Here is a 15,750-nt window from a genome sequence, read left to right as displayed (position 1 = left end):
TGGGGAAGGAGCTAAAATTATGTATACTATGAATACGATTTCGATAAAAGGCAGATTCTGTGAGAAATCTGCAACGATATACAAGAACCCGGACGTAATCTCAAGAGCCTGTATTCTCTACTTTCACGGTGGTGGTCTGCTCTATGGATACCGGTGTGATCTTCCGGAAGCACATCTGGAACAGTTCACATCTGCAGGTTTTCCGGTGATTGCCTTTGACTATCCACTGGCACCGGCCTGTGATGTGAAGGACATTCTGCAGGATGTGATTGATTCTGTAAATACTTATCTGACTGTGCCTGATTTGTTTCAGATAACTATGCCTGGATCTGATCCCCTGCCTTATGTGCTCTTTGGTCGATCCAGCGGTGCTTATCTGACGCTTCTGTCTGTTGCCAGCATAGGAAAACATGATTTTTCCATGCCAGATGACCTGCCTACATTAAAAAAGGCACCTGCCGGTGTCCTCTCTTATTATGGATATGGTTTTCTGGAAGATCTCTGGTATGAAACGCCAAGTCACTATTACCAGACACTGCCGGCAGTATCTGAATCGATTCTGGACAGTCTGACATCTGAGCCGCATACAGAAGGACCTCTGGATACCCATTATTCTGCCTATGTTTATGCAAGGCAATCTGGAAAATGGAAGTCTCTTTTCTTCCATGATCGTGAAAAATACTTTTTATTATACTATTCTCTGCGTCTGTGCAGTGAACTGCCATGTCCTGTTTTCTGCGCACACAGCACCGGAGATACGGATGTGCCATTTGCAGAATTCCAGAAACTGACAGAAAAATATCACGCAATCCGTTTCATTGCATCCGGCAGTCAGCATGACTTTGACCGGGATACAGACAGTGCCCAGACAAAAGAACTGCTGAAAGAAACGATTACATTTTTACATACTCTGATATAAGGACGGTATCCAGCCATGAATTTCATTCCATTTTTGATTATCTGCCCGCTTACTTTTCTCGCCGGTCTGGTGGACTCCATTGCCGGCGGTGGTGGTCTGATTTCCCTGCCTGCTTTTTTGCTTGCCGGACTTCCACCGCACAACGCTCTGGCTACAAATAAGCTGTCCTCTTCCATCGGAACAACAGCCTCCACGGTGCGCTATTGTAAGCACGGCTATTTTGATAAGCGACTCACCGTTCCCAGCATTCTCTGTGCTTTGATCGGATCTACCTGCGGAGCACACCTGGTTCTGCTGACCAGCGATACCGTTGTGAAAAAATTGATGCTGGTGGTTCTGCCTGTTGTTGCTGTCTGTGTGCTGACTGACAAAAAAGAAGCCACGCAAGTTGCCGCATTTTCCCACAGGAAACGAATGCTTATTGTATGCATCAGTGCTTTTCTCATTGGTATATATGACGGATTCTACGGTCCCGGTACCGGAACCTTTCTGCTGCTGGCGCTGACCCGTCTCGCCCACATGGATGTACGCACTGCTTCCGGCAATGTAAAACTGATCAACCTGTCTTCCAATGTTGCTGCGCTGTTTACCTTCTTATTCAGCGGGCAGGTGCTGTTCGCTCCGGGACTGGCAGGCGCCGCTTTCTGTCTGGCAGGACACTATATCGGCAGTGGGATGGTCATGAAAAATGGGACGAAAATTGTTCGCCCCATTATCATTATCGTATTAATCTTATTATTTATCAAAGTAATCTCCGGGAACTAAGTTCTCCCGGAGATTTTTTCATTTATGACCTCAAAGGATCAAATCTTCTGGATCAGTTCGTATAATACCTGTACTGCTTTGGAAAATGCTTCATACTCGGTATGTTCTACCGGGCAGTGGCTTCTGCCATCTTTGCTTGGCACAAAGATCATGACAGTGTCAATGGACTGTCCGATGGCAAGAGCATCATGTCCGGCACCGCTTGGCATTCTTTTGTAAGAATATCCCAGGTCCTTGCAGCTTCCTTCCATGATATCCAGCATAGCCCCGCTTAACTGCACCGGTGTGATGGTCAGCTTACGGTCAACGCTGTAAGTTGCCCCTGTTGCCTGTGTCTCTTTATCCAGTTCTGTCATAATCTGAGATGCAATCTTGTCAATGATCTCATTTTCTGTGGAGCGAATGTCAATACTGAAGTCTACAGACTGTGCCACGACGTTCATGGCACTCGGTGTTACCTTCATGTATCCTACCGTTGCTACAGTACCTGGTTTTTCTGCTCTCGCCATATCACCAATCTTGCTGATGACTTTTGTCGCAATATCTACTGCATCCTGGCGCATATCCATCGGTGTGGTTCCTGCGTGGTCAGAACGTCCGTTTACGGTAATCATATATCTCTGAATTCCCACGATACAGTCTACCAGTCCCAGTTCAATACTGGTTGCATCCAGTACCGGTCCCTGCTCGATATGAAGCTCAACAAAATGTCCGATGGATCCTTCCGGCCATGCTGCATTCACCAGATCTTCCGGAACCAGACCGTAAGACTTCATGGAATCATATACAGAGATATCATCTTTATCGGTAAAGTGCTTACACTCTTCTACCGTCATCTGTCCCAGCATACACTTGGATCCGAAGTAGCCGGTTCCGAAGCGGCATCCTTCTTCATCCATAAAGGCTGCCACGACAAAGTCGCATTCCAGATTCTTGCCCTCTTCGTGGAGCATTCTTGCCAGTTCTACTGCACAGATGACGCCGGCAATTCCGTCATAATCTCCTCCGTTGTATACAGAATCATAATGAGATCCTGCCATAATGCATGGAAGACTTCTGTCCCTTCCCGGAAGAACACCAAAGATATTTCCCACACAGTCTTCTCTTACTTCCAGTCCTGCCTCTTTCATGATCTTTTTCAGATATTCAGCCGCATCTCTTGTTTCTCTTGTAAATGGCATTCTGGTACATCCATTACCAGGTGTTGCGGTAAAAGTTTTCAGGAAATCCAGATCATCTGCGATCTCTGCTGTTATTTTCTTTAAATCCATATTTTTTCTCCTTTATCTCTTTATTCAAGGAAAGCGAACCCATATCGTTACAGGTCCGCTTTGCCCCAATCTTTTTTATCGATTTTCATATGAAACTGTCTTCTTTTCGTCATATACCTCTTTATCAAAGACACCACATACCTTTGATACGATCATACCAACCATAACGTCCACGTCTACGTTCATCAGTGTACGGAACATACCGGAGAACCAGTCGATGCCGATCAGGATTGCAACAGCTTCGGTAGGAAGTCCCATAGTTGCTGCAAAGAATGTATAGGTAACTACCATTCCACCAGGAACTACAATGGTTCCCATACACATCAGGCATGCCAGAAGAATGGTCATGGCAAACTGTGACATGGTGAAGGTCATGCCGGTTGCCTGGCTCATGAAAAGCATAGCCAGCACGTAACACTGAACTGCACCACAGCTGTTCATAGACATGGTGATCGGTCCTACAAAATCAGATACCTTACGGTCTACACCAAACTTGGTTACCATATCTTCCATCTTGGTCGGCAGACAGATTGCAGAAGATGTGGTAGTAACTGCCATCATAGACATCTTAGAATACTTCTTTGGCATCTTTGCCGGGCTGACACCACAGAATGCTGCGGTAAACGGTCCGTAGATCAGGAACTGGATCACGTCACCAACTAACAGGCATCCAAGGAACTTCAGCATCGGAAGAATAACGGTAAATCCTGTACCGCCTGCCACATCTGCCAGCAGACAGAAGATACCGATCGGTGCAAGGTTCATAACGATCTTGATGATGTTCATGATAACACCGTTGATAGCTTTGACCAGATCCATTACCATGTCATTTCCGCTTGTTCTGCCATATGATCCGGCACATACACCGAAGAAGATAGAGAACAGAATACATGGCACCATATCACCGTTTGCCATAGCACTGAAAATGTTAGTAGGTACAAAGTTAGTCAGTGTCTCGGTAATACTTGCGGATGCAACCTCTACGGCAGCCGCTTCTGTACCGATGGTCACACCTACACCTGGTTTTACAATCAGTCCAAGCGCAAGACCCAGACCAGCAGAAATCATGGTAAATACGATAATACAGATAAACGTTACCAGTCCCATCTTTCCTGCACCTTTTCCCTCAATTCCGCCGATGGCAGCTGCTACGGACGTCATAACCAGACATACCACAGACATCTGAATCAGACGGATAAAAATGGTGCCGATGAACTTCAGATTGGATGCCCATGGTCCTACAATGGATCCAAATACAATTCCGGCAAGTGTGGCTATAATAATCCACGTTGTCAATGACAGTTTCTTAGTTTTCATGTTCTCTCCTCCTCAAATGTATATACACCGTCATAACAGGAACTATCATTTCCCATTATACAAAAAAATAGTAACCTCAGGTTCTCACCCTGCAGAAATAACACAGTTATTTCTGCTGCGCTGACCTGTCTTCTTTGACCGACCAGACACATTTGTTGAAATCTTCCGTTACTGTTTTCTTGTTCCATGTGTTTTCTAATGGACATTATATAATAAAGAGCATATAAAAACAACCGGAATTTAATCGTTATTTTTTCATCATAGTATCTGATTTTTCTTATTTTGTGCGGATGTTCAGCTTTATGCATTAATCAGTCCAGCAAAATTCATTGAAACTTAACCGGACTGACAAAGATGCCATGACCAAAAGCCTCTTCTTTATACCTGCCATTTTCTGCCACAACCTTTCCACGTATAATCGTACAAATCGGAGAGCCTTTTCCGCTTTCTCCCTCAAAACAGGATACATGTCCTTTGGTAAAAAGTTTTTTCTGATCACAGATCCATGGTTTTTCCGGGTCTACGATTACCACGTCACCATCAAATCCCAGTTCAAAAGCGCCCTTTTTTCCATATAAGCCGAAGATCTTCGCAGGATTATAATCCATCACCTTTGCAATCAAAGTCGGACTTAGCTGTTTTTTGTGTACAACCAGATCAAACATCATTGGAAGAAAATACTGAATGGCATTTAGTCCTCCCCATGCTGACCAGATATCTTTTGTCTGATTGTCTTTTTCTTCATCCGCTGCCGGAGAATGATCACTTCCGATGCAGGATAATGTTCCATCTAAGACATAATCCCATAGTTTTTCCATATCTTCTTTTTTGCGCATCGGTGGTGTACATTTGGCCGGTGCCCCTTTTTCCAGCACAAATTCTTCCGTATATCCCAGATAATGAGGGCAGGTTTCCGCAGTAACCGGAAGTCCTTCATAAATAGCTTCCTTTACCAGCTGTGCTGACATTGGATGACTGACATGACAGATATGTACCCTGCCTCCGGTAATGCGTGCCATATCAATTACATTCTTCACTGCCACATATTCCGTCCAAACATCATGTGCATCCAGAAAATCCCGGATTTTCTCTTTCTCTGATCTTCCTTTTTTTGCTTTCATTTCCTTTGTAAGTTCTAATATCTGCCCATATTCTTCACAGTGAAACCCGCAAAGTGCTCCATATGATAACTGTTCACCATGTTTTCCATCAGCGGAACGGCGCGCTCTCCCGCTGCCAGTATGGAATATTTATTTCCCAGCATCAATGCCGTGGCAATAGCACTCTCTGCGATTCCCACCACTGCGCCGTCCAGCATTTCTTTTAATGCATCGTGCCCGGGATCTCCAAAACAGGCAATCAGCACTCCGTCATACTCTGCTTCTTTTCCTGTCAACATATCTATCATCGCATTGGTCGCAATTGCCGTATCATAGGCCGATTCCAGAGATTTCGGTCCGTACGCCGGATGTACCGTCTCCACTTCCACATCTGCTCTTTTTATGCGGTTTACCGTCGCCCTCACATCTGTTGTCATCTCTTCTGAGGTATTGGGATTAATTACCAGTATTTTCTTCATGCCGTTTTTCCTCCGTATGATTCATAGAATGTCTTGTAAAAAACAAAAAGACTGTAAAGAACAGCATTGTTCCCACAGTCTTCTTGGATTTTATTTTTGTCTACTATATTACATCTCTAATTAGATGAAAAGTATCTTTTCATCTGATCATTCAACTTTTTAAATCTGTTTCAGTTTTTCCAGCGACATCAGTAAGTAACTGAACATTAACAGGAGACAACTTATCCATATTACAGATATTCCATATTTTACTGATAAATTCCCTCCTGTACCTGCGCCAAGTGCAAACATAAGAATAATTGCAAAATAATGAATACTCTTTTTTAACTGTTCCGGTTTTTTCTCCCGCATATAAACGGACAATGCATCCACGCCACTTCGCAGATTTCCGATACACATGGTACTTGCGTAGGCATATCCACCTACTTTTCGGAATCCCTGCACCTGCATGGCACAGGTGAAAGATACCAGTACGGTTGCCACAATATTATACTCTTCCGGAATAAACCCGACTATAAAAAGGGTCAGAACTTCGATTAACAAAATTTTCTGTCTCCAGTGTATTCGTTTTGCATATTTATAACGATGCTGTATCTGCTCCGTAACCAGCACCCCCAGAACAAATGCTATGACAGGTATCAAATAATGCAGCATGGTCATCCATTCTCCTGACATAAAAGACTGACTCATCAATACCACATTCCCTGTCTGCGCATTTGAGAAAACTCCTTCTCTGGTATTATAGGTATATGCATCCTGAAATCCACCGGACAGTGCCAGAACCGCATTGTTTATAAATGCTTCCGACATCTGATTTTGAGGAAGGCGGAGCCTATGCCTCGTTTCTTCCATAAAATCCATACCTCATTTTCCATTATTCATTATGCTGTCTGAGATATTCTGCCCGCCCGCTTTCATACAGATTGTTTCCTTCGCTGTCGATAATGACTACCAGCGGCATATCTTCTACATACAGTTTTCTCAGTGCCTCTGCTCCCAGATCTTCATATGCGATCAGTTCTGCTTTTTTGACACATTTTGCAAGAAGTGCACCTGCTCCTCCGATTGCTCCAAAGTATACACCATCGTATTTCTTCATTGCTTCTACTACTTCCGGAAGACGTGCCCCTTTTCCGATCATTCCCCTTGCCCCCACAGACATCATGGTTGGCGCATATGCATCCATACGTCCGCTGGTTGTCGGGCCTGCTGATCCGATAACCTGCCCCGGTTTTGCAGGAGTCGGTCCTACATAATAGATGGTAGCATCCGTCGGATCGAATGGGATCTTCTCTCCTCTTGCCAGTGCCTCGCACATTCTTTTATGACCGGCATCTCTGGATGTATAAATCGTTCCCGTTACCAGTACTTGATCTCCTGCATGAAGTGTTTTGGCCAGTTCTCTTGTCAGTGGGAGCGTAATTTTTCTTCTTTCCATCTTAGATCACCTCCGATTTATGACGGGTTACATGACAGTTAATATTGACTGCACATGGCATACCTGCAATATGCGTTGGCATAGTCTCAATGTTCAGTCCGATTGCAGTCGTCTTTCCACCAAATCCCTGTGGTCCGATGCCCAGCTTATTCACCTTTTCCAGCATCTCTTTCTCCAGATCTGCATAGAACGGATCAGGATTGGCAGAATCTACCGGTCTCATCAGTGCTTTTTTCGCCAAAAGCGCTGCTTTATCAAAGGTTCCGCCGATTCCCACACCAACTACCATAGGCGGACATGGATTCGGTCCGGCAGTTTCTACTACTTCCAGGATAAAATCTTTGATTCCCTGCAGACCTGCTGACGGCTTAAACATACGAATCTGGCTCATATTCTCACTTCCGAATCCTTTTGGTCCGACCGTGATTTTAATATTTTCACCCGGCACAATTTCTGTATAAATCATGGCCGGTGTATTATCTCCCGTATTTCCACGGCGTACCGGATCTTTTACAACGGATTTTCTCAAATATCCTTTGTCGTATCCACGGCGGACACCTTCGTTGACTGCATCTGTCAGATTGCCTCCTGTCAGATGTACATCCTGTCCGATTTCCAGAAATACACATGCCATTCCTGTATCCTGACAGATTGGAACACATTCATTATTTGCAATTTCAAAGTTTTCGATAATGTTATCCAGAACACCTTTTGCGATTTCTCCGTCTTCACATGCACGGCAATTCTTAATTGCACATTTTACGTCTTCCGGAAGGTGTTCATTGGCTTCCATACAAAGCCGTTCCACCACATCCGTAATCTGTCTTACTTCTATCTCACGCATTGGAATTTCCTCCTTTACCGCTGTTCGTGTCTTGCATAATGAGGAAGCAGAAGCGGTGAAACTTCTCCAGTCTCTACGCCTGCTTTCTTTAATTCTTCATCGTATGCATAAATATGATTCAGATTCGGTTCTCCCAGGTTGATCTCTTTACATTTGGCAGCTGCTTTTTTACCTGCATTTCGGCCAAATACGATGACATCCAGAAGAGAGTTACCCATCAGTCTGTTTCTTCCGTGGATTCCTCCTGCTGCTTCACCGGCAACTAAAAGGTTTGGGATTTCTTTTGTGAATCCGTCCCCGTCGATTTCCAGTCCGCCATTCTGATAATGAAGTGTCGGATAAATGACGATTGGGACCTTTCTCATGTCGATGCCATAGTTCATATACATACGGAACATTGCCGGAATTCTCTTTTCAATGGTACCTTCGCCGCCAATCAGTTCAATCATAGGCGTATCCAGCCATACTCCCTGCTGTCCTCCCGGTACTTCTACTCCACGTCCTTCTCTGCACTCCCGGATAACACCGGATGCATTCACGTCACGTGTCTCCAGTGGATGAATATAAGCTTCACCCTCTGCATTTACCAGCTGTGCTCCAACGGAACGGACTTTTTCCGTTACCAATGCTCCAAGAATCTGAGATGGATATACTGCTCCTGTCGGATGGTACTGAATGGAATCCTGATAAAGAAGAGATGCTCCTGCACGGTATCCCAGAACAAGTCCATCTGCGGTCGCACCGTAATGATTGGATGTCGGGAATCCCTGATAATGCATTCTTCCTGCACCACCAGTTGCAATGACAACTGTTTTGGCTCTCGCAACGGAATAATCACCGGTTTCCATATTTAGAAGAACGGCTCCTGCCACTTGTCCCTTCTCATCTTTCAGAAGTTCTACGGCTGAAGTAAATTCTACTACCGGAATGCCCAGATTTATCACTTCATCTCTTATAGTACGCATAATCTCTGCGCCGGAATAATCCTTGGCAGCATGCATTCTCTTTCTCGAAGTACCACCACCGTGTGTGGTTACCATTCTTCCGTCTTCTTCCTTATCGAACTCAACCCCAAGTTCGTTCAGCCATTTGATTGCATCCGGAGCTTCCATAACCAGTCTCTTTACCAGTTCTGGTTTGGCTGCAAAATGGCCGCCTCCGAAGCAATCCAGATAATGCTGTACAGGGGAATCGTTTTCTTTATCTGCTGCCTGGATTCCTCCTTCTGCCATCATGGTATTGGCATCACCGATACGAAGCTTTGTTACGATCATAACATCTGCACCGGCATTATGTGCCTCAATTGCACAGGAAGAACCTGCCCCGCCACCACCAATGATCAGTATATCTACATCATAATCAATTTTGGTAAGGTCAATCTTTTCCTTCATAAGACGGCTTGTAGAATGAAGCATATCTGCCAGCTCCAATGGAGCCTTCTGACCTTTATTCGGTCCCACTTTAATCTCTGCAAATGCATCTGGATTATAATCCGGATGGAACTCTTTCAGAAGCGCATCTTTTTCCTCAGCAGACAGACGTCTCGGTTCTGTCCCCATACGTTTCTCTCTGGTTGCTTCTACCTTTTTGACCGATTCCATCATATTTTCTGGATATGGTGCATACATCTTTCATGCCCTCCCTATTTCTCAATATCTCTGTTATTATAAAGTTCCTGCATTTCCGTAAGCGGCTTCTGCATGATCTGTTCAATCAGTTCATCATACTTACCTTCGTGGATCTCTTCTACTCTCTCTGTAAGATGCTTTGCCTCAGGAGCAATATATTTTCCGGTAAGACGTCTTGCCAGAAGTCCTACCATTGGATGAGAAATACCTGCAGGACATCTTACACTGCAGCATCCACAGCCTACACAGTCAAAAGATTCTTCTGCACATTTTTCAAATTCGCCTCTCTGAGCATATGCAATATACTGCATAACATTCAGATTCTGAGTACATGCTTTTGTACAGGCATTACATCCGATACAGCTGTATATTTCCGGATACAATTCCATCATAATCTGCTGTTTTGCCTGGATTTCATTAATGTTATAGGTTCTTTTATCGGTTGGGAAGAATGGGATACTTGCCACATACATTCCTTCCTGAACCTGTGTCTGACAGGCCAGACAGGTTTTCAGCTCATTCTGTCCCTTAATTCTGTAAATGGTTGCACAGGCACCACAAAATCCGTGACGGCAGCCACATCCTCTTTTCAGAGTATATCCGGCATATTCCATGGCCGTCATGATTGTCAGTTCTGAAGGTACACTGTATTTTTTACCGAAAAAATATACATTCACCATGTTTTCCATATTGGTAACTTCCTTTCCTAGTACTCATTAGGTAATTCTTCTATTTCATCATAACGGAACACCGGACCGTCTTTACAGACATATTTGGAACCGATATTGCATCGTCCACATTTTCCAACTCCGCACTTCATACGCAGCTCCAGAGTAGTATATACCTGTTCATGGGTAAATCCAAGTTCCTGAAGTCCTGCCAGAACAAATTTGATCATAATAGGCGGTCCACAGAGAAGCGCTGTCTTGTCTGTGTCAAATCCCAGTTCTTTTACGTAATTCGGCACGAATCCCACATGACCGTCCCAGCCTTCCTGTTCACGGTCAATGGTCAGATATACATTGACGCCCTCTGTTTTCATCCAGACCTCCTGGATTTCTTTTAACTGAACCAGATCATCTGCGGACCTTGAACCGTATACGATATCTACGGTACCATAATCATCACGGTTATCCAGTACGTAATTGATCACGGAACGCAGCGGTGCAAGACCGATACCACCGGCAATAAACAGAAGATTTTTTCCTTTCAGTTCTGTTTCCACCGGAAAATGATTACCGTAAGGTCCTCTTACTGTAATCTCGTCTCCTACCTCCAGGCTGTGAAGGTATTCCGTAAGCATACCACATTTTTTGATACTGAATTCCTGATATTCTTTATTGGTCGGTGAAGACGTAATGGAGAACATTCCTTCACTGATCCCCGGTGCACAAAGCATGGCACACTGACCAGGCATATGATCGAACAGTTTTCCTCCTTCCGGTGCATTGACACGAAATGTTTTTACATCCGGAGTCTCTTCGCGGATATCGGTAATCACTCCTACTTTAGGAATCAAGGTATCCAGCGTGTAATTTTTATGACAGGTACATTCGCTCATTATTTTTCACCTCCCGCCTTCTGAAATGCTTTTACTACCTTCACAATATTTAAAGATGCCGGGCATTTTTCCACACAACGGCCACATCCCACACAGGAATACATGCCATCGTTGTTTGCTGGGAAATATACCAGTTTGTGCATAAATCTCTGACGGAATCTCTGCATCTGACTGGTACGGTTATTGCCGTGTGCCATCATGGTAAAATCAGAATACATACAGGAATCCCAGCAGCGATACCGCTGTATGCCATGACCGGTATCGTAATCTTTGATATCGTAACACTGGCAGGTCGGACATACGAATGTACAGGTTCCACAGGCCAGACATGGTTTATACAACTCTTCCCATACCGCAGAATTAAATCTCTCGGTCAGTGCATCCCCATTCCATCCTTCCATGGAAAGTCCGGAGTATGGAAGCTTTTCTACAATACTGCGGATTTTTGTTTTTTCTTCTTCTATGGTTTCTTCGTCTTTCTGATCAGCTCTCTCCAGAAGTTCTTTTACACTTTCTGTCAGTGTCTGTCCTTTTTCTGTCAGTGGTTTCCAGTACAGTTCTTTTTCTGTCATCCATACAGCGACATCTGATGCCGGATCCGCACAGTCGATACCAAATACTTTACAGAAGCAGGATTCTTCCGGTTCATGACATGCCATGGCAACAATGGTTCCATGTTCTCTTCTGGCTGCATAATAGGTGTCTACAGGGTCTGCCAGAAATACTTTATCCAGCACTTTTATACCCTGTACATCACAGGCTTTCATACCAAATACGACGAAATCTGCTTCTTTCAAAGTTCCTGGTTCCACAGATAATTTTCTGCCTTCTTTTTTTACGCTGTAAAGATTCTCACACTGCGGAAAAAAGGCATCTTTTGGTGATTTTACTGTTTTCAGAGTATTCAGATCCACCTGTGCATCTTCACTCCACACTCTGAAATTTACCTGATCACTTACTTTTACCGGCAGGTAAAGTTCCTGGCTGGCCGCAATCTTACGGAATAATGCGGACAGATTTTCTTTTGCGATCTTATACATACATTATCCCCTCTTTCCTACGATACTCGGTTCTGCATCCTCAAATGTATAACTTGTCAGCGGAGCTTTTGATGTGGTATCCTCTCCGGCCTGATATTCTCCGTACAGTTCATCAATGTCTTTGATAAACTTTCGATTAAACAGATGCAGTGGAATTCCCTGCGGACAGACTCTGCTGCATTCTCCGCAGTCTGTACATCTTCCTGCAACGTGGAAAGCGCGAATAATATGGAACATCTTTTCTTCAAAAGAGTCTGCATTTGCTTTCTGTGAACTGTCAAACTTATTACTGTCAAATACACATTTTCGGCAGCTACATGCCGGACAAACATTTCTGCAGGCATTACAGCGGATACATTTGCTCAGCTCACTCTGGAAAAATGCAAATTTTTCTTCCGGACTCATTGCCTCAATCCGTTTCACTTCTTCGAAACGGTCTGCATCCTTTGTGTCCTTTGATTCGCCAATCAGCTCATCATAGATTTTATGTTCCTTTCCTTTACAGACATGGCATCTTTCCAGCATGGCGTCTGCATAGGCACATGTTTTTTCACCATAAAGGGTCTGAATGGTCAATGTATCTGCGTCTTCTGTAAGTTCGGCACCGGAAATGCTTTCGATTCCCTTGATACCCATTTTTCTGATTTTTTCAATATCCAGCTTTCCTTTACATCCCACACCGATAATATAGGCTTTTTCTCTGTCCACACGATGTTCTTTGATCAGTTGATTAAAGCTGTATGTATCACATGGTTTCAGACAAACCATTGTCTTTCCTTCCAGTTTGGAAGCTTCTATCATATATTTGCTTAAATTTGCACCGCAAAATCCGTTGTATACAAAATCCTTCAGGGATTCTTCTGTCTCAAAATAAGCCGGTTCCGGATTATAAGGCAGGTCTCCGGCTTTCCATCCAAGAACACGGGCAACGGTTCCGTCAGCCAGTAATTCTTTTGCACGATTTATTATTGCCTGCATCTTAAATCCTCCAATCTCACATTTTTACCCAGTGAACGAACTTTTTCTACAAATTCATTCATTGTCTGGGAAAACTTCACACCCTCTGCTGCGGATACCCATTCTACACGGGTACGTCCATTTTCCACACCGATATAATCCAGCATGGAGAACAACAGAGTCATACGTCTTCTTGCGTAGAAATTACCAGTGCTGTAATGGCAGTCTCCCGGATGACATCCACACAGGATCACTCCGTCAGCGCCCTTTTCAAATGCTCTCAGAATAAACATTGGATTCACACGGCAGGAGCATGGGACACGAATGATTTTTACATCTGCCGGATAAGAAAGACGGCTGCTTCCGGCAAGATCGGCACCTGCATAACTGCACCAGTTACAGCAGAATGCTACGATTTTCGGTCTGAATTCTTCTTTTTCTTCTATCGACATATTGCATCTACCTCCGCGATAATCTGTCTGTTTGAGAATCCCTGCAGGTCCATGGCTCCGGACGGGCAGGCAACGGTACATGCTCCGCATCCCTGACACAGTGCACTGTTTACTACTGCGATGCGGCGTTCTTCACGAATACCGTGGTCATTTACCTGTTTTACTTCATATGTAATTGCTCCGTAAGGGCAAACATTCGCACAGGTGGAGCATCCATTACACAAAAGTTCATCAGACTGAGCCGTACAAGGATTGGTCATCAGTTTGTCCTTTGCCAGAAGTCCAATCGCTTTGACTGCTGCTGCACCGGCCTGGGCTACTGTCTCCGGAATATCCTTAGGTCCCTGGCATACACCAGACAGGAAAATACCTGCTGTCGGAGACTCTACCGGTCTGAGTTTTGCATGTGCTTCTGTCAGGAAATTATTGGTATCAATACTTGCTGTAAGCATGGTCGCAATCTTGCGCACATCCGGATTCGGTTCAATTGCAGTGGCAAGAACTACCATATCTGCTTCTTTCAGAATCTGCTTATTATCCAGAAGATCTACACCCTGCACCAGAAGCTTTCCATCTGGCTGTGGAAGAACTTTTCCAACCTGACCTTTGATATAATTCACACCATACTGCTCTACCGCTCTTCTGTAGAACTCATCAAAGTTCTTTCCTGGTGTACGCACATCTATATAAAATACAGTTACGTTGACATCCGGATATTTATCACGGATCAGCATGGCATGTTTTGCAGTATACATACAGCAGATTTTAGAGCAGTAACTCTTTCCTCTGTCATCTGCGCATCGGCTTCCCACACACTGAATAAATACCATCTCTTTTGGTGCTTTTCCATCAGAAAGACGTTCAAGGTGTCCTTTAGTAGGTCCCGCAGCATTCATGATACGTTCCAGTTCCAGAGAGGTAATCACATCTTTACTCTGATTGTATGCGTATTCATCGTACTGATCCAGTTTGATGGTATCAAACCCTGTTGCCACTACAATTGCGCCATATTTTTCTGTTACGATTTCGTCCTTCTGATCGTAATCGATAGCTCCTGCCTGACATACCTTTGCACATGCGCCACATTTACCGGTCTTAAACTTGATACATGCTTCACGGTCAATGACCGGAACATTTGGAATAGCCTGTGCAAATGGTGTGTATATAGCACTTCTGTTATTTAAGCCACGGTTAAATTCATTCGGCGTCTTTTTGGAAGGACATTTTTCCTGACAGACTCCGCAGCCGGTACATTTATTCATATCTACGCTTCTGGCCTTTTTACGGATATCTACTGTAAAATCACCTACGAAACCGGATACTTTTTCCACTTCACTATAGGTATAAATCGTAATTTTCTCATGGGCTGCAGCTTCTACCATCTTTGGTGTCAGAATACATGCAGAACAGTCCAGTGTCGGGAACGTTTTATCCAGCTGAGACATTCTTCCGCCAATACTTGGTGTTTTTTCTACAATATCTACCTCATATCCTGCATCAGCAATATCCAATGCTGTCTGAATTCCCGCAATACCTCCTCCGATAACCAGTGCACGTTTGGTAACACGGCTTTCACCAGGCTGCAACGGTGTATTTAAATTTACTTTTGCTACGGCAGCTCTCATAAGGATCACTGCTTTTTTCGTAGCCTTTTCCATATCTTTGTGAATCCAGGAAACATGTTCACGAATATTCGCAATTTCTACCATGTATGGATTCAGTCCGGCACGCTCTGCTGCTTTACGGAATGTGGTTTCATGCATACGCGGGGAACAGGAACATATTACCATTCCTGTGAGATTCTTTTCTTTGATGGCTTTTGCAATTAATGCCTGTCCTGCTTCTGAACACATATACTGATAATCTTCTGCATGAACAACGCCTGGCTCCATCATAGCCATTTCCACTACTTTTTTCACATCGACTGTCGCGGCAATATTACTTCCGCAATGACAGACAAATACTCCAATTCTCTGCAT

Annotated in this window: 16 protein-coding genes; 2 read left to right on the top strand and 14 right to left on the bottom strand. The window is 44.1% G+C overall.

The features are described from left to right. The first annotated feature begins 19 nt into the window (after nucleotides 1-19). Entirely contained in the window at nucleotides 20-919 is a 900-nt protein-coding gene (locus tag H8716_RS12570; RefSeq protein WP_249309303.1) for an alpha/beta hydrolase, read from the top strand. A 15-nt stretch (nucleotides 920-934) separates the two neighbouring features. After that, nucleotides 935-1,684, top strand: coding sequence for a sulfite exporter TauE/SafE family protein (locus tag H8716_RS12565; protein ID WP_249309297.1), 750 nt, complete (start codon nucleotides 935-937; stop codon nucleotides 1,682-1,684). 38 nt (nucleotides 1,685-1,722) lie between these two features. On the opposite strand, the gene H8716_RS12560 is transcribed toward H8716_RS12565, so the two are convergent. The 14 genes from H8716_RS12560 to H8716_RS12495 form a co-directional block, all read right to left on the bottom strand. After that, nucleotides 1,723-2,955 (bottom strand): M20 family metallo-hydrolase, encoded by a 1,233-nt coding sequence (locus H8716_RS12560; RefSeq protein ID WP_249309293.1) that lies wholly within the window; start codon nucleotides 2,953-2,955, stop codon nucleotides 1,723-1,725. Nucleotides 2,956-3,030: 75 nt separating this feature from the next. After that, entirely contained in the window at nucleotides 3,031-4,272 is a 1,242-nt protein-coding gene (locus H8716_RS12555) for a dicarboxylate/amino acid:cation symporter (RefSeq protein ID WP_249309291.1), read from the bottom strand. Between the two features lie 326 nt (nucleotides 4,273-4,598). Next, entirely contained in the window at nucleotides 4,599-5,393 is a 795-nt protein-coding gene (locus tag H8716_RS12550) for a dihydroorotase (RefSeq protein WP_249309289.1), read from the bottom strand. Nucleotides 5,394-5,407: 14 nt separating this feature from the next. Continuing rightward, a complete protein-coding gene (locus H8716_RS12545) occupies nucleotides 5,408-5,851 on the bottom strand; it encodes an aspartate/glutamate racemase family protein (RefSeq protein ID WP_249309286.1) in 444 nt (147 codons plus the stop codon). 159 nt (nucleotides 5,852-6,010) lie between these two features. Continuing rightward, nucleotides 6,011-6,703 (bottom strand): YoaK family protein, encoded by a 693-nt coding sequence (locus H8716_RS12540; RefSeq protein WP_408610893.1) that lies wholly within the window; start codon nucleotides 6,701-6,703, stop codon nucleotides 6,011-6,013. A gap of 22 nt (nucleotides 6,704-6,725) precedes the next feature. After that, entirely contained in the window at nucleotides 6,726-7,289 is a 564-nt protein-coding gene (locus H8716_RS12535; RefSeq protein WP_249309272.1) for a Fe-S-containing hydro-lyase, read from the bottom strand. A gap of 1 nt (nucleotide 7,290) precedes the next feature. Next, complete coding sequence (locus H8716_RS12530; RefSeq protein ID WP_249309268.1) at nucleotides 7,291-8,133, bottom strand: fumarate hydratase; 843 nt, start codon at nucleotides 8,131-8,133, stop codon at nucleotides 7,291-7,293. A gap of 14 nt (nucleotides 8,134-8,147) precedes the next feature. Next, nucleotides 8,148-9,761: an FAD-dependent oxidoreductase gene (locus H8716_RS12525; RefSeq protein WP_249309266.1), complete on the bottom strand. Its 1,614-nt coding sequence runs from the start codon at nucleotides 9,759-9,761 to the stop codon at nucleotides 8,148-8,150. A gap of 14 nt (nucleotides 9,762-9,775) precedes the next feature. Then, nucleotides 9,776-10,450, bottom strand: a complete 675-nt coding sequence (locus tag H8716_RS12520) for a 4Fe-4S dicluster domain-containing protein (RefSeq protein ID WP_249309263.1) — start codon at nucleotides 10,448-10,450, stop codon at nucleotides 9,776-9,778. Nucleotides 10,451-10,467: 17 nt separating this feature from the next. Next, nucleotides 10,468-11,322 carry an FAD/NAD(P)-binding protein gene (locus H8716_RS12515; RefSeq protein WP_249309261.1) on the bottom strand — a complete coding sequence of 285 codons (855 nt, stop codon included), beginning with the start codon at nucleotides 11,320-11,322 and terminating at the stop codon, nucleotides 10,468-10,470. Beyond that, nucleotides 11,322-12,362, bottom strand: coding sequence for a 4Fe-4S dicluster domain-containing protein (locus H8716_RS12510; RefSeq protein ID WP_249309259.1), 1,041 nt, complete (start codon nucleotides 12,360-12,362; stop codon nucleotides 11,322-11,324). Before H8716_RS12510 ends, H8716_RS12515 begins: the two co-directional genes overlap by 1 nt. A gap of 3 nt (nucleotides 12,363-12,365) precedes the next feature. Then, nucleotides 12,366-13,340: a 4Fe-4S dicluster domain-containing protein gene (locus H8716_RS12505; protein WP_249309258.1), complete on the bottom strand. Its 975-nt coding sequence runs from the start codon at nucleotides 13,338-13,340 to the stop codon at nucleotides 12,366-12,368. Beyond that, complete coding sequence (locus tag H8716_RS12500; RefSeq protein ID WP_249309257.1) at nucleotides 13,328-13,771, bottom strand: hydrogenase iron-sulfur subunit; 444 nt, start codon at nucleotides 13,769-13,771, stop codon at nucleotides 13,328-13,330. The genes H8716_RS12505 and H8716_RS12500 overlap by 13 nt, the downstream gene beginning before the upstream one ends. Beyond that, a complete protein-coding gene (locus H8716_RS12495; protein WP_249309256.1) occupies nucleotides 13,762-15,750 on the bottom strand; it encodes a CoB--CoM heterodisulfide reductase iron-sulfur subunit A family protein in 1,989 nt (662 codons plus the stop codon). Before H8716_RS12495 ends, H8716_RS12500 begins: the two co-directional genes overlap by 10 nt.

Source organism: Jingyaoa shaoxingensis (assembly GCF_014385005.1).
Classification (GTDB): domain Bacteria; phylum Bacillota; class Clostridia; order Lachnospirales; family Lachnospiraceae; genus Marvinbryantia; species Marvinbryantia shaoxingensis.
Note: the sequence above shows the minus strand (reverse complement) of the source record. Positions and strands in the feature narration are given on the sequence as shown.